The 21,681-nt window shown below is 68.9% G+C and carries 21 protein-coding genes and 1 pseudogene; 10 read left to right on the top strand and 12 right to left on the bottom strand.

Annotation, left to right across the window (positions count from 1 at the left end; all coding sequences use genetic code 11):
• Window positions 1-188 precede the first annotated feature (188 nt).
• The 6 genes and pseudogenes from CHC08_RS27990 to CHC08_RS28015 all read right to left on the bottom strand — a co-directional run.
• Window positions 189-446, bottom strand: a pseudogene (locus tag CHC08_RS27990) (transposase); the annotation flags it as partial.
• A gap of 127 nt (window positions 447-573) precedes the next feature.
• Window positions 574-1,575 (bottom strand): NmrA family NAD(P)-binding protein, encoded by a 1,002-nt coding sequence (locus tag CHC08_RS27995; protein WP_089210367.1) that lies wholly within the window; start codon window positions 1,573-1,575, stop codon window positions 574-576.
• Window positions 1,576-1,617: 42 nt separating this feature from the next.
• Entirely contained in the window at window positions 1,618-2,316 is a 699-nt protein-coding gene (locus tag CHC08_RS28000; protein WP_245878608.1) for a GNAT family N-acetyltransferase, read from the bottom strand.
• A 200-nt stretch (window positions 2,317-2,516) separates the two neighbouring features.
• Window positions 2,517-3,284: an SDR family oxidoreductase gene (locus CHC08_RS28005; protein WP_089210369.1), complete on the bottom strand. Its 768-nt coding sequence runs from the start codon at window positions 3,282-3,284 to the stop codon at window positions 2,517-2,519.
• 220 nt (window positions 3,285-3,504) lie between these two features.
• A complete protein-coding gene (locus tag CHC08_RS28010) occupies window positions 3,505-3,861 on the bottom strand; it encodes an MDR/zinc-dependent alcohol dehydrogenase-like family protein (RefSeq protein WP_089210370.1) in 357 nt (118 codons plus the stop codon).
• 3 nt (window positions 3,862-3,864) lie between these two features.
• The gene (locus CHC08_RS28015) at window positions 3,865-4,167 is read right to left on the bottom strand and encodes a putative quinol monooxygenase (protein WP_245878609.1); all 303 of its coding nucleotides are present in this window, start codon (window positions 4,165-4,167) and stop codon (window positions 3,865-3,867) included.
• A gap of 110 nt (window positions 4,168-4,277) precedes the next feature.
• Here CHC08_RS28015 and CHC08_RS28020 point away from each other — a divergent pair, with 110 nt between their 5' ends.
• The 5 genes from CHC08_RS28020 (at window position 4,278) to CHC08_RS28040 (ending at window position 8,028) form a co-directional block, all read left to right on the top strand.
• Window positions 4,278-4,826, top strand: coding sequence for a winged helix-turn-helix transcriptional regulator (locus CHC08_RS28020; protein WP_089210372.1), 549 nt, complete (start codon window positions 4,278-4,280; stop codon window positions 4,824-4,826).
• A 72-nt stretch (window positions 4,827-4,898) separates the two neighbouring features.
• The gene (locus CHC08_RS28025; RefSeq protein WP_089210373.1) at window positions 4,899-5,159 is read left to right on the top strand and encodes a hypothetical protein; all 261 of its coding nucleotides are present in this window, start codon (window positions 4,899-4,901) and stop codon (window positions 5,157-5,159) included.
• Window positions 5,160-5,356: 197 nt separating this feature from the next.
• Window positions 5,357-6,094, top strand: a complete 738-nt coding sequence (locus tag CHC08_RS28030; protein ID WP_089210374.1) for a hypothetical protein — start codon at window positions 5,357-5,359, stop codon at window positions 6,092-6,094.
• A gap of 27 nt (window positions 6,095-6,121) precedes the next feature.
• Window positions 6,122-7,021 (top strand): haloalkane dehalogenase, encoded by a 900-nt coding sequence (locus CHC08_RS28035; RefSeq protein ID WP_089210375.1) that lies wholly within the window; start codon window positions 6,122-6,124, stop codon window positions 7,019-7,021.
• 101 nt (window positions 7,022-7,122) lie between these two features.
• Window positions 7,123-8,028, top strand: coding sequence for an NmrA family NAD(P)-binding protein (locus CHC08_RS28040; RefSeq protein ID WP_089210376.1), 906 nt, complete (start codon window positions 7,123-7,125; stop codon window positions 8,026-8,028).
• Between the two features lie 16 nt (window positions 8,029-8,044).
• Here CHC08_RS28040 and CHC08_RS28045 read toward each other — a convergent pair whose 3' ends face one another.
• From CHC08_RS28045 to CHC08_RS28060, 4 genes are all read right to left on the bottom strand, one after another.
• A complete protein-coding gene (locus CHC08_RS28045; protein WP_089210377.1) occupies window positions 8,045-8,917 on the bottom strand; it encodes an alpha/beta hydrolase in 873 nt (290 codons plus the stop codon).
• 22 nt (window positions 8,918-8,939) lie between these two features.
• Complete coding sequence (locus CHC08_RS28050; RefSeq protein ID WP_089210378.1) at window positions 8,940-9,392, bottom strand: GNAT family N-acetyltransferase; 453 nt, start codon at window positions 9,390-9,392, stop codon at window positions 8,940-8,942.
• 71 nt (window positions 9,393-9,463) lie between these two features.
• Entirely contained in the window at window positions 9,464-10,501 is a 1,038-nt protein-coding gene (locus tag CHC08_RS28055; RefSeq protein ID WP_089210379.1) for a zinc-dependent alcohol dehydrogenase family protein, read from the bottom strand.
• A 40-nt stretch (window positions 10,502-10,541) separates the two neighbouring features.
• A complete protein-coding gene (locus CHC08_RS28060) occupies window positions 10,542-11,369 on the bottom strand; it encodes a helix-turn-helix transcriptional regulator (RefSeq protein ID WP_089210380.1) in 828 nt (275 codons plus the stop codon).
• Between the two features lie 443 nt (window positions 11,370-11,812).
• Here CHC08_RS28060 and CHC08_RS28065 point away from each other — a divergent pair, with 443 nt between their 5' ends.
• The 3 genes from CHC08_RS28065 (at window position 11,813) to CHC08_RS28075 (ending at window position 15,299) form a co-directional block, all read left to right on the top strand.
• Window positions 11,813-12,430: a class I SAM-dependent methyltransferase gene (locus CHC08_RS28065; RefSeq protein ID WP_218825515.1), complete on the top strand. Its 618-nt coding sequence runs from the start codon at window positions 11,813-11,815 to the stop codon at window positions 12,428-12,430.
• A gap of 518 nt (window positions 12,431-12,948) precedes the next feature.
• Window positions 12,949-13,227, top strand: coding sequence for a glycohydrolase toxin TNT-related protein (locus CHC08_RS52515; RefSeq protein WP_089210381.1), 279 nt, complete (start codon window positions 12,949-12,951; stop codon window positions 13,225-13,227).
• 758 nt (window positions 13,228-13,985) lie between these two features.
• On the top strand, window positions 13,986-15,299 hold the full coding sequence (locus CHC08_RS28075) for an acyltransferase family protein (RefSeq protein WP_179282245.1): 1,314 nt from the start codon (window positions 13,986-13,988) through the stop codon (window positions 15,297-15,299).
• A 379-nt stretch (window positions 15,300-15,678) separates the two neighbouring features.
• Here the strand turns inward: CHC08_RS28075 and CHC08_RS28080 are convergent, their stop codons facing one another.
• Window positions 15,679-16,299, bottom strand: coding sequence for a TetR/AcrR family transcriptional regulator (locus CHC08_RS28080; RefSeq protein WP_089210383.1), 621 nt, complete (start codon window positions 16,297-16,299; stop codon window positions 15,679-15,681).
• Between the two features lie 142 nt (window positions 16,300-16,441).
• Here CHC08_RS28080 and CHC08_RS28085 point away from each other — a divergent pair, with 142 nt between their 5' ends.
• The gene (locus CHC08_RS28085) at window positions 16,442-18,262 is read left to right on the top strand and encodes a flavin-containing monooxygenase (RefSeq protein ID WP_089210384.1); all 1,821 of its coding nucleotides are present in this window, start codon (window positions 16,442-16,444) and stop codon (window positions 18,260-18,262) included.
• Between the two features lie 120 nt (window positions 18,263-18,382).
• Window positions 18,383-20,455: a WD40 repeat domain-containing protein gene (locus tag CHC08_RS28090; RefSeq protein ID WP_089210385.1), complete on the top strand. Its 2,073-nt coding sequence runs from the start codon at window positions 18,383-18,385 to the stop codon at window positions 20,453-20,455.
• A gap of 202 nt (window positions 20,456-20,657) precedes the next feature.
• Here the strand turns inward: CHC08_RS28090 and CHC08_RS28095 are convergent, their stop codons facing one another.
• Window positions 20,658-21,605 carry an NADP-dependent oxidoreductase gene (locus CHC08_RS28095; RefSeq protein WP_245878611.1) on the bottom strand — a complete coding sequence of 316 codons (948 nt, stop codon included), beginning with the start codon at window positions 21,603-21,605 and terminating at the stop codon, window positions 20,658-20,660.
• Between the last annotated feature and the right edge of the window lie 76 nt (window positions 21,606-21,681).

Consider the following 21,681-nt stretch of genomic DNA (forward strand, 5'->3'; position numbering starts at 1 on the left):
CCGACGCTTGACGCGGAAGCTCGTGGGAATCGCGGGATCCACCACGGCGCCCCCCCGGCCCCGGCGGGCGGGGTCGTGACCCGCGGTCACCAGTTGGCGACCTCGAATATCTTCCAGGGCCGGATGTCCTCGCGCGGTCTCGGCCGGGCGCCGGATGCCGGGAGTCCCGCGCCGGGGTCCTCGGTCTCGTCGCGGCCGGGCCGCAGCGCGTCCAGGATCGTCTCCCAGGTGCCATCCGCCGACCAGCGGCGATGCCGGCTGTAGACGGTCTTCCAGTTGCCGTAGTCCTCCGGCAGCTTCCGCCAGGGGCAGGCGGTCCTGAATCGGAAAAACACCCCGTCGACGATCGTACGGTGATCGGCCCACCGGTTTCCCCTCCGAGCCCGGGCAGGCAGTAACGGCTCCACCAGCGCCCACTCGTCGTCGGTCAGATCATCGCGTTTCAGTCGGTCGTCCACGGCTCAATGATCTACACCATTGGCGCGCGAAGCTCCACTCGAGGGTTCGCGGGCGCCGGTGACCCGTCGCGGGCAGGCGGGTTTCCCGCACCGGTGGCGTCAGAGCGGTGACGGTTCATGACGAGCCCAGACGTCCCGGAGCCGTTGCCGGGCCGGCGAGGAGGAAGCTTCGCAGGGTCATCGGCTCGCGGCCGATCAGGTGGCGCAGTTCGTCCCGGTTGGCCGGCCGGGTGGAGCCGCGTCCGGCGATGTGGGCCGCGACGGCGGTGATGTGGCCCGCCATGTCGGGGTTGACCACGCCGGTGGTGTCGGTGGCGGCAAGCTCGACCAGCTCCTGGCGCCAGGTCTCGGGGTCGATCGGCTCGAATCTGACCGGTCGGTTGAGCGCCTCGCCGAGCAGGGCGGCGATGGTCGCGTGGTCGGCCTCCTCCGCGCCCGGCGGGTAGCAGACGGGGCCGTCGAAGCGCTCGGGGTGCATGAGCGCCGCGACCGCCAGTTCACCCGCGTCTTCGGCATTGATCCACGCCACCGGGGTATCCCCGAAACAGTTGCGGATCACGCCCCGCTCGCGGGCTGACCTGCCGTGCAGGACGCTGATGTTCTCGTGGAAGGCCGCGGCGATCCTGAGCACCAGAATGTCGAGTCCGGCCCAGCGCAGCACCTCCTCCGCCAACCACTGGGCGCGCCCACGGTCGCTGGGGTGCCCAGGATGCGCGGGGCCCATGGACATGACCACCGTCCGCACCGGGGCACCGTACTCGCGGACCGCCGCGGCGTAGTTCGCCGCCGCCGCCACGACCCCGGCGTCGATCGGATAGGTGAAGTAGGTCGTCTCGACATCGCGCAGCGCCCGGACGACGCTGCGTCGGTCGTGCAGGTCCCCGACGACAACCTCGACGCCCTGCGCGGCCAGTTCGTCCGTGCGCCCGCTGAGGCGCCGCACCAGCGCCCGCACGTTCCTACCCTCCTCCAGAAGGCGGCGCACGACGTACGGGCCCGTCGCTCCGTGCCGCCCGGTGGCACCCGTGACCAGGACGGGGGCCTGCGGTGTGTCCGCGGCCGGGCCTTCCAGCCTGCTCTGGGGTATCGGCTCGCCCTCGCGTCGGCCATGGCTCATGTCTCGCTCCTCGACTCTGTTCAACGATCTACGGCTGAGGCGCTACCTGATCGGTGCTTCCCCCGGCGGCCGGGTGAGCACAAGGGTCATGGCGCGGTGAAGCCGGAATCCCAGGGATTCGTACAGCCGGAGGGCGTTCGTGTTGGACGCGACCACATGGAGGAACGGCGTCTTGCCGCGCTCCCGGATGCCGGCCGCGACAGCGAGCATCAACCGGGTCCCCAGTCCATGTCCACGCCAGTCCGCGTCGGTGCAGACTCCGCTGATCTCCGTCCACCCCGGCAGGCGCAGGCGTTCACCGGCCATCGCCACCAGACGCCCCCCACTGCGAATGCCCAGGTAGGTACCCATCTCGATCGTGCGTGGCAGGAACGGTCCCGGCCTGGTGCGTCCGGCCAGAGCGAGCATCTCCGGAACGTCCGCCTGGGTGAGGCGGACGGCCTCCTGGTCCCGCGCGGCCGCGACGCCGTCGTCGATGAGCTGTAGCACGGTGATTCGCGTGACGACCTCCCAGCCATCCGGCGGCTCGACCGTGAGAGCGGTCAGCGTGACTCCCCCACCGGGACCGGCGAGTGCTGCGATGTCCGCCCAGTCGGCGTCGTCAGGGGAGTCCGGCAGCGCCATGAACGGTGACACGTCCAACGGGTAGCGCAGTGCGTTGCCCCGTCGCTGAGCGAAGTGGGTCTGCGGCCCGGTCAGCGCCGAGTAGACGGAATTGTCCAGCGGATGTGACTGCCCCATCGGAGAACCAACCGATTCTGGCTTGTTTCCTAGCATGCTTGACACCACTTCTCATACGGGTTCTTCGGACGGCCGGGTCGTCGCGGTGGCTCACGAAGGCGGCTGCGGGGATCGTCATGGCGAGCGACGTGATGCGGCCGACGAGCGAGGGTGCGGGATGAATCCACCGGTCATGGCCGGATTCCCGTCCGGCTACTCGACTACCAGTTGATCTCGGCTATCAGGAAGGGCTCGCTCTCCGGAGCTGCTTTGCGGGCCCGCAGGACCCGCTCGGCGGGTGCCCCGGCCGGCACGCGCAGCGGAGGTTCGGGCTGCTCGATCGTGTCGGCCACCGTGGCGGCCACCTCCTCCGGGGTGACGGACTCGCCACGGAGGACGTCCAGCGCCCCATACAGCGGGAGGTACGGGTCGTTCTCCTTCAGGTACACCTTGGCGCGCGCGGCGCCACCCGAGGAGACCACACCGGGCTGCACCACGCTCACCTTGATACCGAAGTGACCCGTCTCGATGGCGAGCGTCTCCGCGAGCGCCTCCAGCGCCCATTTGCTGGCGCCGTACGGGCCGATCATCGGCAGCACCAGCCGCCCCTGGATACTGGAGACAAAAATGAGGCGGCCCGATCCTCTTTCACGCATCGCCGGAAGCACACCCTGCGCCACTCGCAGCGCGCCCAGGGTGTTGAGCTGAAAGAGCCGTTCGACCTCCGAGAGCGGGACGCTCTCCAGAGGCGCGCGCACCGTCTCGCCGGCATTGCTGACCAGCACATCGATGTCGCCGGCATCCTGAATGGCCTGGTCGACGCTTTCCTGATCGGTGACATCGAGGCGCAGGCGCTGGTCGACCGGCAGGTCGGCCAGCGTTTCCGGGCGGCGCGCGGTGGCGATGACCCGGTGGCCCCGGTTTGACAGTTCGACGGCGATAGCTCGGCCGATGCCTTTGGAGGCGCCGGTGATGAGCACAGACGACATGATGGATCTCCTCTGAGTTGGTGACTTGCGAGCAGGTCCCGCAGCGAACACCGGAATCGGCGAACGCCCGACGGTCAGGTCGCGCCGCCGCCTGGGGGCTTTGGCGCCGATGATGAGCGCGCCGCCGGCGCTCCGGCCGGGCTGTCGGGCAGCCCGGACGCGGCGATCCGGTCCTCGTGCCGGCTCGGCCCGGTGGTCCGCGTGGCGCAATGGACGCGGGTCAGGATTGACCGACCCGCACGAGGAGCTTGCCCGTGTTCGTTCCGTCGAAGAGCATGCGAAGCGCCGCTGGGGCCGCGGTCAGTCCCTCGACCACGTGCTCTCGGCCGCGCAGCTCGCCGTTGCGCAGGCGGGGCAGGAGATCGGCTTCGATCTCGTCGAAGCGAGCCTCGTGGTTCATGTAGATGAAACCTTCCATCCGGGCCTGGTTGATCAACAGGTGAAACCAGTTGTGCAGAGGAGCGGGACCACGTCCGCCGTCGTACCGGGAGATCGCACCGCACACGAACCACGGGTCTACCTGCCTCTCGACGGTGTCGCCGGCGAACCGCAGTGATCTTGTGTTGCCGCCGGACATGCCTCAGGCGGCGCTGTCGCCGATGAGGTTTCCTCTCATGAGCCACGTAGGGCCTTCGGCGTAGGCGCCGGCTTCGGCGAAGAACGCCTTGAAGTAGGGGCCGCCGGCGTGCGCGTTGAACGCGTCGAGGTCCGCATAGACCTCGTTCAGGTAGAAGAGATCCGGGTTCTTCTCGTCCATGATGACCTCGAACCGGCGGGAGCCGGGCTCGTTCGCGAGGGAGTCACGCGCGGTCTTCCCGGCCACCCGGACGAAGTCGTCGCGGTGCTCCGGCGGGACGGTGAAGGAGACAAGGAATTGGTACACGGACCGGCCTCTCAAGCTCGACATGTTCAGTTCACTGACCGAACTAGTGCTGGTGAAGACCGTAGCACGCTCTAGTTCACTCAGTGAACCGGGGCGGGTAGAATCGTGACATGACACTCCCCAGTACCTACGCGGACCGCAACTGCTCGCTGGCACGAGCGCTGGAGATCGTTGGAGAGCGGTGGACGCTCCTCATCATCCGCGACGCGTTTTTCGGGGTGCGTCGATTCGGAGACTTCGCCACTCAGCTGAAGATCCCCCGCGCCGTCTTGACCAACCGGCTGAAGTTCCTCGTGCAGGAAGGCGTGCTCGTACGTGAAGACGATGCGACCAGAGGCGTCGAGTACCGGCTGACCGCCAAGGGCGTCGGACTGTGGCCGATCGTGCGTGCCCTGATGAGCTGGGGGGACACGTTTTACTCTCCGGCCGGAGTGCAGCGCGCCGAGCGCCATGATCGGGACGGAGGTCTTCTCGACCACGGGGGACGCTGCGAAGATTGCGGTTTGGTCGTCCCGGTCCCGGAGATCCGGATCGAACCCGGGCCCGGATTCGATCCGACAAGCTCCGCTCACGATCCCGTGTCCAACGCGATCAACACCCCACGGCGCCTCCTCGAACCAATCGAGGCGGGGCGCACGCTCCCGGTCGACGAAGGCTGACTCAGCGCGGCTCGCCCAGGAGGGTGTTCAGCGTACATCGACTGCGTACTGCACATCGGCAAGGAGTTCGTCGTGGTGACCGCGGCGCTCTCCTCGATCGCCGGTACCGAGGAACTGCCGAGGGAGGGGCGGGAGCGCTACGCCGGGCTCTACCTGCGCGCCGTGGAGCGTTTCGTGCCCCTGCCGGCAAGCGAGGGGATGGCGCTGATGCTCGGCGTCGTCGGCGCCGCCGAGGCGCTGGCCCGCGAGGTCACCACCGGTCGCCTGAGCCGGGCGGAAGCGGTCCACGCGGCCGACCGCATCATGCTGGGCGCGGTGAACGCCGCCGGATGAGCCCCGGCCCCACCATGGCAGTTCACTCACCGAACTGACACGTGCTACGGTGTCCACCAGGAGTAGTTCGGTCAGTGAACCGAGCAGGTCGAGCCCTGGTAGGCCGTTCCGTTCATCCGGCCGGAGCACCGCGACGACGTGGTTCGCGCGGCCGAGAAGACACAGGCATGGCCGGGGCAGGAGGGAGGCCAGGTTTCATGTACAAGATCCAAGAGTCTGGACTGCTGGATCTGGTCCTGGAGGCGCACGGTGGCATCGAACGCTGGAGCAGGGCCAGGACGATCCGTGCCCGGCTTGACATGAGCGGTCCGGCCTGGACGGCGCTCGGCCAGGAGAAGATCTTCGCCAACCTGGACGTCGCGGTCGACGTGCATGAGCAGCGCACCGTGTTCACCGGCTTCACCGGCCCCGGGCTCCGCGGGGTGTACACGCCCGACCGGGTCGCCATCGAGGACCGGCGCGACACCGTCCTGCAGGAACGCCACGCGCCGCGGGAGTCCTCCCCGGTCCGGGACGGCGACGCCCGCTGGGATCCGCTGCACGCCCTGTACTTCGGCGGGTACGGCATGTGGAACTACCTCACCACCCCGTACCTGCTGACGCTGCCCGGCGTCCGCACCGAGGAGCTGGAGCCGTGGCAGGCAGGCGGCGAGCAGTGGCGGCGACTCCGGGTGACCTTCCCCCCGCGCATCGCCACCCACAGCACCGAACAGACCTTCTACTACGACAAATCCGGAGTGCAGCGCAAGCTCGACTACGCGCCCTATGTGATGGGCGACCGGCCCGCCGAACACCACACCGAAGCGCACCGCACCGTGTCCGGCCTGCTGTTCCCGACGCACCGCTACGTGCTACCCGTCCAGGACGGCCGCCCCGGGCCCACACCGATCATCATCGTCGACTTCTCCGACATCACCGTCGATTTCGCCGACTGACCGCATCCGCCCCGAAGGAGGCCGAGGATGAACACCCGCCCCTACGCCGAGAAGAAGTTCGCCGAGATCAACGGGGTCCGGATGGCGTACCTCGACGAAGGAGAGGGCGATCCGATCGTGTTCCAGCACGGCAATCCGACCTCGGCCTATCTGTGGCGCAACGTCATGCCACACCTCGAAGGACTGGGCCGGCTGATCGCCTGCGACCTCGTCGGGATGGGTGACTCCGGCAAACTGCCCCACTCCGGCCCGGATCGCTACTCCTACCGGGAGCAGCGAGACCACCTGTTCGCGCTCTGGGAGCATCTCGGCATCGGCGACGACGCCGTGTTCGTCCTGCACGACTGGGGTTCCGCACTCGGCTTCGACTGGGCGTTCCACAACCAACACCGGGTCGCCGGCATCGCCTACATGGAGGCCATCGTGGCCCCCATGACCTGGGAGAACGACTGGCGGGACGGCCCGCGGCGGACCTTCCAGGCTCTCCGCTCCCCCGCCGGCGAATCCATGGTGCTCACCGACAACGCGTTTGTCGAGGGGGTGATGCCGACGGGGATCCTCCGGGATCTGAGCGAGGAGGAGATGGCGGTCTACCGAACGCCCTATCTCACCCCGGGCGAGAGCCGTCGCCCCACGCTGAGCTGGCCGCGCCAACTCCCGATCGACGGCGAACCCGCCGAAGTGGTGCGGATCGTCGAGGAGTACGGCCGATGGCTGGCCACGTCCACGGTGCCCAAACTGTTCGTCAACGCCGAACCCGGTGCCATCCTGATCCGCAGCCAGCGCGAATTCTGCCGGACCTGGCCCAACCAGACCGAAGTGACGGTGCCGGGCGCGCACTTCGTCCAAGAGGACAGCCCGGATCTGATCGGCGCCGCGGTGGCGGACTTCGTGCGCGGCATCCGTGGCACCCGAGCGGATGCGTGACCGGACCTACAGGCCGTTTCGCCGCGTGAACGGCATCGCGGGCGACCGCAGGGGGTTCCGGCCCCTGGACGGCAACGCGTAGTTCTACGAAAGGTGTTCAGATGACCGACGACGACAGGCTGTTCCTGATCACCGGCGCGACCGGTAAGACCGGGAGCGGCACGATCGACCTGCTGCTGCGGCGCGGTCACCGCGTCCGCGCCATGGTGCATCGCGAGGACGAGCGCTCCCGCTCGCTGGCCGAGGCCGGCGCCGAGGTCGTCGTCTCGGACTTTCGCGACCTGGACGGCGTGAGCACGGCTCTGCGGGGCGTCACCGGCGCCTACCTGTGCCATCCGATCTCCCCCGGCCTCATCGAGGCGACCACCTACTTCGCCCAGGCGGCGATCGAGGCCGGCGTCCGGTCCGTGGTCAACATGTCGCAGATCTCCGCCCGCCGTGAGGCGGGCAGCGACGCCGCCCGGCAGCACTGGCTGTGCGAGCGCCTGCTCGACCGGACCGACCTGCTCACCGCGCACCTGCGGCCGACGTTCTTCGCCGAGTGGCTGAAGTCGTGGTGGGAACTGCGGAACGGAGAGGGATATCTGCGGCTTCCGTTCGGCGAGGGCCGGCACGCGCCGATCGCCGCGGTCGACCAGGCCCACGTGATCGCCGCGCTGCTGCTCGACCCCGAGCCGCACAACCGCGCGGTCTACACCCTGCACGGCCCCGTCGAACTGAACCACTACGACATCGCCCGGGCCATGTCCGGCGCGCTCGGCATCCCGGTGCGCTACGAGCCGATCAGCGTCGAGGAGTTCGCCTCGGCCATGGCGGAACGCGGTCTGCCCGCGCACCTCGTCCAGCACCTGAGCAACGTCGCCGTCGACTACCGGAACGGCGTTTTCGCCGGCACGAACGACAACGTCGAGAAGATCGGTCATCGGGCCCCGCTGTCCGTCGAGCAGTTCGTCAACGAGAACAAGCCCGACTTCGACACCAACGGCCCCAACTTCGTCCCCGCCTGACCCCTCCGGCGCCCCGCTACCGGGCGTCCCCAGCCCCGCTCAACCCGTCGGCGCCCCGTCCGTCGTTCTTGCGCGGAATCAGTCCTCGGACATCAGCGAAGATCCGCTCGTGTGCGGCCGCCGCCTCGGGGCTGGTCAGGTCCATTCCCTGGATGAATCCGTGCTCAAGGCCGGGTTCGCAGCGATAGGTGACGCTCACTCCGGCGTCGGTCAGGCGGCGGGCGTAGGCGGCGCCCTCGTCGCGCAACGCGTCGTGCTCGGCGGTCACCAGCAGGGCGGCCGGCAGGCCGGACAGGTCGCTCTGGTGCAACGGGCTCGCCGCGTGGCGCCCCGCCGGGTCAGGCACCCACTGGGCGGTGAACCAGCTCAGCATGTCGGCGTCCAGCCCGTAGCCCGTCCCCTTCTCGGTGATGCTGGGCTGGGACAGCGTGAGATCGGTATTTGGACAAATCAGAATCTGCAGGGCAGGTAGCGGACCGCCCTCGTCCCGCAACCGCAGGCAGGCCATGGTGGCGAGATATCCACCCGCGCTGTCCCCCGCGACGGCCACCGGCTTGGCCCAGCGGAGCACCTCGACGGCGTCGTCGATCGCAGCCGGGTACGGATTCTCCGGTGCCAGCCGGTACTCCACCGCCAGCACTTCGACGTCGCACTCCTTGGCGAGGCGGCGGCAGGTTCTGTCGTGAGTCTCCAGATCACAGAAGACCCAGCCGCCGCCGTGCAGGAACACCATCAGGGGACGCGGCTCGGAGGAGGGCCGGTAGTGACGCAGCGGCAGTCCTGCCGGGCCGGTCAGGTCCTCGACGTGCACCAGCTCGGGCCCCTTCGGGCGTAGGCCGTTCCGCTTCCGTGCGCTTTCACGGAGTTCGCCGGCGATATCTCGCAACATGCCGAGAAATGATACGCGGGCCTCAATCGGGATAGGCGTACCTGGTGATCCACAGACCGGGGATCACCTCGACGTCCTCGGCCCCGCCGAAACCGAACCGCTCGTAGAGCGTGCGGGCGGGCATGTTGGCCCTGCCGGTGGACACGACGATCCGGCGCTCCCCCGCCCGCGCCATGACCTCGCGCACCAGCGCGCCCCCGATCCCCCGCCGGTGCGCGCCCGGATCCACGACGAGCCGGTCGATGTCCACCATCAGCGCCGTCTCCGACCACGCCACGGCCCCGACCAGCCGGTCATCGTCGAAGGCGCCCAGCCACGTCAGCCGCTCCGCGCACAGCTCCTCAAGGGTCTCGTGCAGCGGAGGGATGCGGTCGTCTTCGATGATCTTCGCCTCGACGGCGTAGGCCGCGTGCTGCACGGCGAGCAGGTTCCGCCCGAAGATTCCACCGTCGGGAGCGATGTCGGCGATACGCATCCCGGAAGGATCCCAGTTCTCCCGGCCCCTCGCCAAGTCTCGTCGCTCCCCTCCGGCCCGGTCCGGAGGGGCTACAGGGTGATCACCGTCATTCCCGCGGTGACGGGCCGGTCCATCGCGGCCAGTTCCGGGGCGGCCTCGTCGAGCGGGACCGTACGGCCCACCAGGAGATCGGGCCGCAGGGTGCCGTCGGCCACCCGATCCACCATCGCGGGATAGGCGTGGGCGGCCATTCCGCGACTGCCCACGATGAGCAGTTCCTGGGCGATCACGCGGTCCATCGGGATCGGAGGGTGTGCCTGGTCGCCGATCATCAGGCCGACCTGGACGTGCCGACCGCGCTTGCGCAGGCTGCCTATGGAGTTCAGGCAGGTGGCGGCGCTGCCGATGGCGTCGATGGACAGGTGCGCCCCGCCGGAGGCGGCCTCGCGCACGGCGGGCGCGACCTCCTCGGACGTCGCGTCGACCGTCGCCTCGGCTCCGAACCGCTTCGCCGCCTCCAGCGCGGCGGGAGAGACGTCCACGGCCACGACCCGGGCCCCGTACGCGGCGGCGACCATGATCGCGGACAGGCCCACGCCGCCGCAGCCGTGGACGGCGACCCATTCGCCGGACGCGAGCCGGCCCTGGGCCGTCACGGCGCGGAAGGCCGTGGCGAAGCGGCAGCCGAGGCTCGCCGCGGCCACCATGCTCACCTCCTGCGGCAGGGGGACCAGATTGACCTCGGCGTGCGCCACCGCGACCTGCTCGGCGAACGATCCCCAGTGGGTGAAACCGGGCTGGAACTCGTCGTCGCAGACCTGATGGTCGCCGACCAGGCACCGCTCGCAGCTCCCGCAGGCACACACGAACGGCACGGTGACCCGGTCTCCGGGCCGCCAGCCGCGCACGTCCGCGCCGACCCGCTCCACCGTGCCCGCGAACTCGTGACCGGGCACGTGGGGAAGCTCGCCGATCGCGGGGTCGTGCCCCATCCAGCCGTGCCAGTCGCTGCGGCACACGCCCGTGGCCTCCACCCGGATGACCGCCGCGTGCGGCGGGCAGACCGGGTCGGGCACCTCGCGCAGGGTCGGCGGCCGCCGGAACGCGTCGTAGACGATGGCTTTCATGGAGACCCCCCTCAGCTCGGAGCTTCGGCTTCTCCGTCCGTCACGGCGTCGTCATGCCGGCGAGTCTGTCCAGCCGGGTCAGGGCGTGCGCGGAGGGGCTGCCGGGCTCGGCCTGGAAGGCCAGCAGTTGCTGGCCCGGGGCGCTGGCGACGCTGAACGCCTCGCAGGTCAGATCCAGCTCACCGATCACGTGGTGGCGGAGAAGCCTGTTCTTAGAGGGTATGCCGACGTCATGGCGGGCCCATATCCGGCGGAAGTCCGCGCTCTGGGATGAGAGCTCGCCGACCAGTTCGATCAGGTCGGGATCGTTGAGATCCGCTCCCGCGACGGACCGCAGATAGGCCACCTGGGCGCGGGCGATCTGTTCCCAGTCCCGGTAGTACTCACGCGCGCGGGGGTCCAGGAAGATCAACCGCAGCAGGTTGTCGGTGTGCTCCAGCCCGTCGTGAAGAATCGCGACCGGCGGGTTCCTGGCCAGCACGTCCAGCCAGCGGTTGCACACCAGCGCGGGGGTGTACGACCAGCCGTGCATCATCCGCAGCAGATCCGGGCTGACCTGCTCCATCCCGTCGGCCGTTCCGCGTCTCCGCGGCCGCGGCTGGGCGAGTTCGTACAGGTGCGCCTCGGCCTCGATGCCAAGGTCCAATGCCTGCGTCAGGGCGTCGAGCACCTGCCCGGACGGGTGGCGTTCGCGTCCCTGTTCCAGGCGGACGTAGTAGTCGGTGCTGACCCCGGCCAGCATCGCCACCTCTTCCCGGCGCAGTCCGGGCGTCCGGCGGAAACCGACGTCCAGCAGCCCCACCTGTGCCGGGGTGGTGAGTTCGCGTCGAGCGCGCAAGAACTCACCAAGAAGCTTGCCGCTGTCCATTTTGTCACAATATGCTGTGAATCGACCGGCAAGGTAGCTGTATTACTCCTATGATCGCCCTTTCACCGATGGGCCATCGGGGACATCCTGCCACCCCGCCGACCAGGACTTCCCCCCATGACGGACCTGCCGCGGCCCTGGATCGCGCCTCGCCGATCCACCCGCCGCCGAGCCGAATGATCTTGAAATCGGTCGGGGTGGGCCGTCTTCCACGGGTTCGACCGGCCAGATGCCTTCGTCCTTCCATGGGTTCGACCAACCAGGTGCCGTCGTCGCTCACCGAGGTCGGCGTGTCACCGTGCGCTCCCCCGCGGGCGCCACCGCCTGCGGGAGAGCACCGCGAGATGTCTCTCGTTGTTCATCCCGGCAGTGTGACGGCGGTGATCGCGCTGTTGGAAATATGAGCGTACGGATCGGGAGACCACGACTCTGGAGCATGCACGGTGAGACAGACCAGCCCTGACCTTGAGGTTTCCGGGGGCGCTTCCGGCACTTCCCTGCTCCGCGAGTTTCTGCGATCCCCGCTGCTGACCGCCACGGTCGCTCCGAGTTCGCGATGGCTCGCCGCCCAGATGGTCGTGCCGATTCCCGAACGCGGAGAACCGACGGTCGTGGAGCTGGGGCCCGGGACCGGGGCGTTCACCCGGCTCATCCAGGAGCGCCTGGGCGGCCGGGGCCGCCATATCGCCATCGAGCTCAACCCGCGCCTCGCCGGACTCCTCGGCCGGCGCTTCCCCGGGGTCGAGGTCGTGCACGCCGGCGCGGCCGACCTGCCCGAGCTGATGGCGGAGCGTGGCCTGTCCGCCGACGTCGTGGTCAGCGGGCTGCCCTGGGTCGCGTTCCGTCCGGCGACGGGTGTGCCGTTGCTGCCCCTGGTGGCCGGCTCGCTGTCCCCCGACGGGGTGTTCACCCAGTTCGCCTACACCTGGACGCGGTGGGCGCCCCCGGCGCGGCAGTATCGCCGCGACCTTCACACGACGTTCGAGGAGGTCGTGCTGAGCAGAACGGTATGGCGCAACCTGCCGCCGGCCCTGGTGTATCTCGCCCGCCGTCCTCGATGACGCGATCGCGCCGCCGTTTCCGGCCGTCCTGCCCCCCGCGGCCACCGGTCGAGACCCTCGATGACACCGCCGGCGGTGAGGGACGGCGTGCCCGGGTCTCAGCCGGGTGTGGGACACCCCGGCCGCCGAGCCATCAGGCTGATGGCTCGGCGGCCGGGGTCTCGTGCCGTGACGGCTCCGAGGGCTGGAACGTCGTCCAGGCGTACGGCGGTGAACTACTCGGCGACCTGTTTCGCGCCCACCGGTCAGCTGGCCACCCCGGCTCGTCCGATCACCGCCACGCAGCCCGGCACCGCACCGACGCTCAAGCCCCGCGCCCCACACGTCCCGGCGAAGCACCGCCCGAGGCCCCCGGTCGTGGGGGGCGTTCGCGCCGAACAGCCCGGCACCAATAACACCCGACGCCCAGCAATATCGCGGCAATCGTCGTTCAACGACCTCGTCCGGCAACCCATTGTCAAGTCGCGCGCTCACACTGCTTGGACTCCGAAACGCCATCCATGGGATGAACGGGCGAAGTGGGCCCGGTAGCACCCGCGTTCCAGCAGCCGGGCGGCGGCACTCAATATCACGTACTCAGCAAGTACATTCCCGAGGCTCCGCAGACAAGCGAAGAAGTTCCGGTGAGCTGGCTGCTGCAGAACGGATACCTGGAGGAGATCGAGCCGGTCTTCCTGCCCGCCCCCAAGACCGACCGCGACACGAACGCCCACAGCACGAACAACCGTGGCACGAGCAATAACAGCACATACGTCAAGCCCCGCAAGCGCCAACTGCACCAGCACCGGGAATCGTGACGGGAAAACTCACCGTTAGGAGGCCGGTCGATGTCTCGTAGACGCGGCTCACGTCCTCGCATACGAGGCCGCGCGTCTATGAGACATCCATCGCCGTACGGGATGGTGGCCGCATGGACATCGGCGGAAAGCATGTCCAACGCCCTGTCCGCTGGTCGGCCGCCATCCACGAGGAGGCACGCGGGAAAGAGCGAATGAGCGGCTGGGCACTTCCTTCGCCCCCGGCGCCGACCCACGAACGGCCGAGGCCGTCCTCAGGCTCAGCCGGCAGTTGGCCCCGCTCACTCTGCCTGCCGGCGTGATCGCATGAAGTGAACCGCTACCACCGGCACCGAAGCTTCGGGATGCCTCGAAAACAGTCTCGGGGTAAGAGCGCCGTTTCCTCGTCGATTCGCCGCGCTTGGGGCTGAAAGCCCGCCCACACCACCGATTCATGTGGTCGGCTCCGTGCCCCCGAGCTCCTCGACGCGCCGCCCGCATGAGTGCGACAGTCACCGGTTCACGTGGTCGGCTCCACGTCCCCGAGTCCCTTGACGCGCCGCCCGCACGAGTGCGACAGCCGCCGTGCCCTTCCATGGCCCGGCGTTCTCCCGCCAGGCGTTCGAGCCATGGGCCTGAGGCGCCTGAGAGCCCCGGGTTCACGCTGGTCAGCCGTCGTCTTGTGGGGGTTATGGGGTATAAATTGCCTTTCATCCCGATTGCACCACTAGGGTTACCGGATGGCCAAGGACGAGGAGATTCCGGATAAAACAGGGCAAATGCACATCGGAACCAGCTCGATCCCCTCGTCCCAAGGTGCCCGGCAGTCCTGGCTCGACGCCCTACGCGGGTTCGCCGCGCTGATCGTCGTCTTCGAGCACTCGCTGGACGCCCTGCTGCCCGAGATCCGGGAATCGGTCAGCCCGTGGTTCGACTTCGGACAGTACGGCGTGCTGGTGTTCTTCCTGGTCAGCGGCTATGTCGTGCCGGTCTCGCTGGAACGCCGAGGCAGTGTCCGGGGATTCTGGATCACTCGCTTCTTCCGTCTCTACCCCCTATGGGGGCTGGCGGCGGTGGCCGGCACCGTGTTCGGCATCGTCGGCGTCTACACCGTCCTGCCCTCCCAGGCCACCGGGCAGCCGGTGACCTTTGCACTGGCACACCTGACGATGCTGCAGGACCTGCTCCGGGTGCCCAGCGTCGTCAACGTCTTCTGGACCCTCTCGTACGAGATGGTGTTCTACCTGCTCGTGACCGCGATGTTCGTGTTCGGCGTCCATCGAGCCAGCGCGCGCACCTCGCTGACGTTCGCGGTGTGCGCGCTCCTCGCCGGCGCCCTCGTACCGGCGGGCTGGCTGTCCGACAACCTGGGACAGGGTGTGGTGGGGGACACGGCCATCGTGCTCCTCGGCGGGATCGCCGCCGTTCTCAGCGCGAACCGTGGCGTACGGAGGTACGGTGCCGCCGTCCTCGCCGTCCTCGCCCTCCTGCTCCTCACCCTCAACAGCAGGGTGGGCGCGTGGCAGAGCCTGATCATCCTGGCCACCATGTTCGGCGGAACCGCCATCTACCGCCTGGAACGGTCGCCCGCCGAATGGGTGAGATCGCGCTGGATGATCGGTCTGGTGCCCGTCCTCTCGGTCATCGCGGCGGTGGCATTCGGGCCGGGGTGGGGCATGTCGGAAGCCGGGCAGCAGGCGTTCAAGTGGAGCTGGTCCACCGCCGTCGCCGCGGCGTGGCTGACGTTCGCCGCCGGCCTTGTCCTGCGCCGTCGTGCGATCTTGCCCTTTTTCGTGTGGCTCGGCCTGATGAGTTACTCCATCTACCTGCTGCATCCCCTGATCCTGCAGGTCGTCAGGAGACTGACCGTGGATCCTTCGGGGATCTCGCTGCCGGTGCGGCTGGCGTGGGAGGCGATGCTCTTCACGACGGTGATCGGCTGTGCCGCGCTGAGTTACCGCTTCATCGAGAAACCCGCTCAGAGGCTCGGCCGCAGCCTCGTCGGCGCCGCCGGCGAGCGGGAGCGGAACGGGCCACCCCAGGAAGGTGCCTCCCGCGGGGATCGTTCCCTGATCGGCTCAAGCAGGTCCTAGAAATCCCTCACAGTTCCTGATGGTTCCGTTGAGCGGTTCGTGCGATCTCTCCTTCCATCAGGACTGTCAGGATGGCCGTGTCGGTGCGGGATGTGTCGGTGGCTGACCGGGGTACGGGGCGCCGCCCCGCTCGTGAGGGTCGTACGGTTCGGCGCGGGATCGTTTCCGGGGTGCCGCGTGGGGAGGACAGCGCCGGGAGGGCGACCGCGGACGGTCTCGAAACGACCCCTTCCTGACCGGCCGGCGGCACCCCGTTCGCGGTGACGGTGAGAGCGGCGTCGGCGGTGCGGTTCTTCCTGATCAGAGGGGCGGGGCGGAGACTGCGTGATCAGGGCGAGACGGCATCGGACGTCCTCCAGCGGTGCTCGGGTTGGAATGACTATGGGAGGGCGGCGCCCAGCGCGGCCTCGAGAACCTGCGCCGACACCTGGGCCACCTCGTCGGGAGTACGGCCGAAGTCGCCGGTGAGGGACTGGGTGGTGAATCCCGACAGGTGTACGGCGACGGCGTCGACCAGCCAGACGGGAGGGTCTCCCCGCCCGCCGCGGGCCTGCCACATACGGGAGGTGACGCCGACCGCGAAGAGCTTGCGGCTCTCCCGGCGCTCGGCGGCCGCCTGGGCGAGCTCGGCGGGAAGATCGTCCGGTTCAAGGGCGGCGAGCTCCCAGTAGATACGGCCGTTGCCGGCGTTGAGCCGGTGGACGACGAACAGCAGGTCGAGCAGCCAGGCTCGCAGGTCGTCATCCTCGGGTGGTGCGGGGATCCGCAGCGCATAGCTGCGTACGCCCTCCTTGATGGCGGCGGCGAAGAGACCGTCACGCGTGGCGAAGTGGCGGAACACCGTACGCCGGTTGACCCCGGCCGCCTCGGCCACGTCGTCGACGGTCGCGGCGAGGCCGCGGTCCGCCAGCACGCCCCGTGCGGCGCGAAGGATCCGCGATCGGGCGACGTCGCGTTGCTCGTCGGCGAGCGACGTTGCGATCACGGCGTCAGGGGTCATACGGCGATCGTACGGTGGTACTTGCCGCATGTCACTCATGAGTGACATCCTGACACCGCTGAGGGGCGAACGCTGCCGGAGGCATCGGGGTCGCTCAGCATCTCGACGCCCCGCCCCGGTCGAACACACCCTCGGAGCACGCATGACCGTCACTGGCCGCTTCACCAGTCCCGATGGCACCGTCCTCGACAAGGAATCCCTCCGCCAGAAATATCTGGAGGAGCGCGACAAGCGGCTCCGTCCCGACGGCAACGACCAGTACCTCCGGCTCACCGGCCGGTTCGCGCACTACCTCGACGATCCCTACACCCCGAAAACCGAGCGCGCGCCGAAGACCGACCACGTGACGGTCGCGTTCATCGGCGGCGGCTTCGCCGGTCTCCTCACCGGCGCGCGGCTGAGGGAAGCCGGCGTCGACGACGTCCGCATCATCGAGAAGGGCGGCGGCTTCGGCGGCACCTGGTACTGGAACCGCTACCCGGGAGCACAGTGCGACACGGCGTCGTTTGTGTACATGCCACTCCTGGAGGAGACCGGCCACATGCCGACGGAGAAGTACGCGCACGCGCCCGAGATCCTTGAACACTGCCGGCGCATCGCCGAGCATTACGGTCTGTACGACGACGCGCTCTTCCACACCGAGGTCGAGGACCTCGAATGGGACGAGGCGCGGTCACGCTGGATCATCCGTACCAACCGGGGTGACGAGTTCACCGCCCAGTTCGTCGCCATGGGCACCGGTCCACTGCACGTGCCGAAGCTGCCGGGAATTGCTGGGATCGGGTCGTTCAGGGGGCACTCGTTCCACACGAGCCGGTGGGACTACGACTACACCGGTGGCGATCCCTCGGGCGCGCCGATGGAGCGGCTCGCCGGCAAACGTGTCGCCCTCATCGGGACGGGAGCGACGGCCGTGCAGTGCGTGCCTCATCTGGCGCGGGCGTGTGAGGAGCTGTACGTGTTCCAGCGCACCCCGTCGTCGGTCGACGTCCGCAACAACCAGCCGACCGATTCCGAGTGGTTCGCCCAGATCGCGACGCCGGGCTGGCAGCAGCGCTGGCTCGAGAACTTCACGGCCAACCAGACGAGCGCCGTGGCCGACGAGGACCTGGTGATGGACGGGTGGACCGACATCGCCCGGCGGGTGCGCTCCAAGATCATGGCGCTCCCGCCCGAGGACTTCACTCCGGAGAAGATGGCGGAGGCCTTCGAGAACTCCGACTTCGAGAAAATGGAGGAGATCCGCGCGCGCGTCGACTCCGTCGTCGAAGATTCCGAGACCGCCCGGAAACTGAAGGCCTGGTACCGCCAGCTGTGCAAGCGACCATGCTTCCACGACGAGTATCTGCAGGCCTACAACGTCCCCGGCACCCACCTCGTCGACACCGACGGCCAGGGCGTGGAGCGGATCACCGAGAACGGGGTCGTCGCCGCGGGCAAGGAGTACGAGGTCGACTGCGTCATCTACGCCTCCGGCTTCGAGGTCGGCACGGAATACACGCGGCGGGCCGGCTACGACCTGACCGGCCGCGACGGCGTCAAGCTCTCCGAGTACTGGGCCGAGGGTATGCGCACCCTGCACGGCATCCACGTGCACGGCTTCCCGAACGCCTTTGTCGTGCAGCCGACGCAGGGTGCGAACCTCATCTCCAACATCCCGCACAACCTCACCGAGGCGGGCAGGACGATCGCCCTGACCATCAAGCACGCCCTCGACAACGGATTCGACGAGATCGAGGTCACCAAGGAGGCCGAGGACGCGTGGATCGAGCTCCTGCTGTCGGGTACGGGCAGGTTGCTGGGTTCGCCGGACTGCACGCCGGGCTACTACAACAACGAGGGCCAGGACTCGGGGTTGCGGGGGCGGCTCAACGTCGGCTATCCGCAGGGGGCGATGGCTTACTTCACCTATCTCGACAAATGGCGTTCGTCCGGTACGTTCGAGGGTCTCGCATTCCGGTGACGCACCGCGGGTAGCGGCGGCGACCCTCCTCGTCGGCGCACGCCCCGGCTGATGTGACGTGGCGGATCGCGCGGGAGGTCGGTTTATGCTCGGGGAGCAATTTCGGCGACAGGGGTCCGGATGTCCTTTCGACGGCTGCCACCCATCCTTGCCGCGCTGCTTCTGGCCGGGTCGGTGCCGCTGGCCTCGGCCGGGTCGACCGTCGTGAGCTGGCCCCGGCCGGGAACCACCTGCCAGGAGACGTCACACGGGGGCGTTCCCGCCTCGTTCGCGTCGCCCGTCGCGATGGACATGGGCGGCCACGCCGACGTGACCTCGGTGGCCGTGGGCGAGCTGGACGACCGGCCCGTCGCGATCAGCGCGGGTGCCGAGCACACCATCCGGATCTGGGACAGGGCCACCCTGGAACCGATCGGCGATCCGATCCCCGGCGACGGCCCGGTGGCGTACGGCACCGTCGACGGCAGACCCGTCATCCTCGGCCGGAGCAACGGGGCACTCCAGAGGTGGGATGCGACCACCCGGTCACCCGTCGGCGGGCCACTCCCCACCGGGCCGTTCCGTTCCATCGCGTTCGGCGAGTTCGACGGCAGGCCGATCGCCGCGACAGCGGGCACCGACGGCGCCTATGTGTTCGACCTGGCGACCGGCCGCCGGATCGGCCCGCGCATCGGCACCGGGCCCTTCAACGCCGTCGCGTTGGTCCGCGTCCACGGTGTCCTGCTCGTGCTGACCGGGGCGGTCGACACCGTGATCGCCTGGGATCCGGTCTCCGGAAAACCCGTCGGGGAACCGCTCGTCGTCCAGCCCGAGTTCGTCCAGAAAATGAACACGATCAGGACGACCACGATCGGCGGCCGTCCGGTGGCCCTGATCCCCACGGCCGACCTCGGGGTGATCCGCTGGGATCTGATCACACGTGAGGTGACCACCCACTCGCTGAAGGGGACGTTCGGCCCCTCGTCGCTCGCCGTGCTGAACGGCCGGACCGTGTTCGTCTCGGTCGAAACCGTCGGGAGCATCGCCACCGACCAAAACGGATCGAGGCTCCGAAGCCCGATCTCGGTCATCGATCCGGCCACCGGCGAGAGGCTTTCGTCCTTCGAGATCCCGGGACACGTCACGTCGCTGGCGGTCGGCGATCTCGGCGGTCGTCCCATGATCGTGACCGGCGGGCGCGACAACACCGTCCGCGCCTACGATCTCGCCACGGGTCGGGAATCAGCTCCTCCCGCCACTGGAGGACCCAACGGTGACGTCCACGGGGTGAACGGCGAGCTGCACCGCAGGCCGGTCGTGCTGGCCCACGGGAACGACGGCGAAGTCCTGGGCGTGTGGGATCTCGGCAGTGGCAGACCGCTGGACGCCCCGGTCAGGTTGCCCGGGCGCGTCACCTCGTTCGCGACCGGCGACTACGGCGGACGAGCGGTGCTGGTCGCGGGGATCGGCTTGGGAGATCCCTCGATCCGGATGTTCGATCTCGCCAGTCATGCGCCGATCGGCGAACCCCTCATCGGCTATGGCGACTTCGTCGGCGGGGTCGCGCTCACCGAAGCCGATCGCCGGGTGCTCGTGGTCGGAGCGGGCGACAGGGACGGCGCGGCCGGTGACCCCTCCACTCCTCCGGGCGCGGTACGCATCTGGGACATTCCTTCGGGAGCGCTACTGCACGACCTCAGCGTCGCGAACGGCCGAGCCGGGCAGCTGGCCCTCATCCGCCTCGCGGGCCGGCCGGTCGCGGTGACCTTCGGCGCGACCCGAGCTCGGCTCTGGGACGTCGGCGCGGGAAAACGGATGGCGTCGTTCCGCATCGCGAGGACCGAGCTCTCGGCCCCGGTGGAGATCGCCCGGTTCGACTGCACGACGATCGCGATCGTGGCCACCGGCAGGACCGTGGAGCTCTACGATCTCGCCACGGGCGAGCAGGTCGAGCGTCCGTTGCTCGGCCACTCCAAGCAGGTCAGCGGTGTCGCCTTCGGACGGGTCGGCGGCGTCCCGATCGCGGTCACCCACTCGCCGCAGGACAAGAGCATTCGGGTCTGGGACCTCACGACCAGCCGGCAGGTCGGGACGCTTCAGCGTCCTTCCCGCTACCTCGGCTCTCTCTCGATGAGCTACCTCGACGGCCGCGCCGTGCTTGTCGGCGGCGGTCGCGAAGCGCTGTGGACCTGGGATCTGGGGCCGGCCGCGTAATACAGGAAGACCGTCCCATGATCATCGGAACGTCGTCGATGCCGTAACAACCGCCATGTCCTACCGGTCGGTGCGGCGTCCACGCCCCCGGACGGGACGCTCGCGTGGACGCCGGGTTCGCTGCTGCCCTCTTCGTGCGGGCCGCCTCGCCAGAGCGGCTCCCGCCCCTCAAATCCGCGGAGCAGGATCGAAGAAGCCCGATCTACACAGTGAGCACGATCTTGCCGGTGGTGCGCCCCGTCTCACCTCGCTCGTGGGCCTTGGCCGCCTCTTCCAGTGGCAGTACCGTGTCGATCTCGGCGCGCAGCCCGCCCGTCTCGACCAGCGCGGCGATCGCCTTCATGCCGGCGTAGTCCGGCTCCACGAGCATGGACTCCGCGCGGATGCCCAGTTCCTCGGCCTGGGCGTCGAGCCCTTCAGTCATATTGGACAGCACAAGCGACACGATGACGCCGCCTTCGCGCAGGGTGCGCAGTGAACGCGGTCCGTAGTCGCCGCCCATGGTGTCGATCACCACGTCGACGTCTCCGACCACCTCGGCGAAGTCCACGCTCCGGTAGTCGATGAGCTCGTCCGCCCCGAGGCCGCGCAGGAACTCGTGCTTGGCGGAGCTTGCCGTACCGATGACGTGAGCGCCCCGGGCCTTGGCCATCTGCACCGCGAGATGGCCCACTCCGCCCGCGGCGGCGTGGACGAGCACCCGCTGCCCGGCCTTCACCCCCGCGATGTCCACCAGCGCCTGCCACGCGGTCAGCGCGGCCAGGGGGAGCGCGGCCGCCTGCACATGGTCGATCTTCCCGGGCTTGCGGGCGAACGTGCGGGCGGGTGCGGTCACATATTCGGCGAACGCGCCGTGGCCGTACGGGTAGCGCAGCATGCCGAACACCTCGTCACCCGGCTTGTAGAGCGCTGTCCCGATGCCGACGGACTCGACGACGCCGGAGACGTCCCACCCGAGAACGAACGGCGGCCGTCCCAGCATGCCGCCCGTGGCGCGATGCTTCCAGTCCGTCGGGTTGACCCCGGCCGCACGCACCCGCACCAGCACCTCGGTCGGGCCCGGCGTGGGCCGCTCCACCTCTATCTCCTTCAGCACCTCGGGGCCACCCAGGATGTCCTGGCTGATCGCACGCATTGTCGTCGTAGTCATGACGACAAGCATTTCAGCGACCCGGCGGCATCGGAAAGTGGCCAGGAGATCAATATGCGAAAGGATCCGGCCAATC

The organism is Streptosporangium subroseum (assembly GCF_900188345.1).
Classification (GTDB): Bacteria; Actinomycetota; Actinomycetes; order Streptosporangiales; family Streptosporangiaceae; genus Streptosporangium; species Streptosporangium subroseum.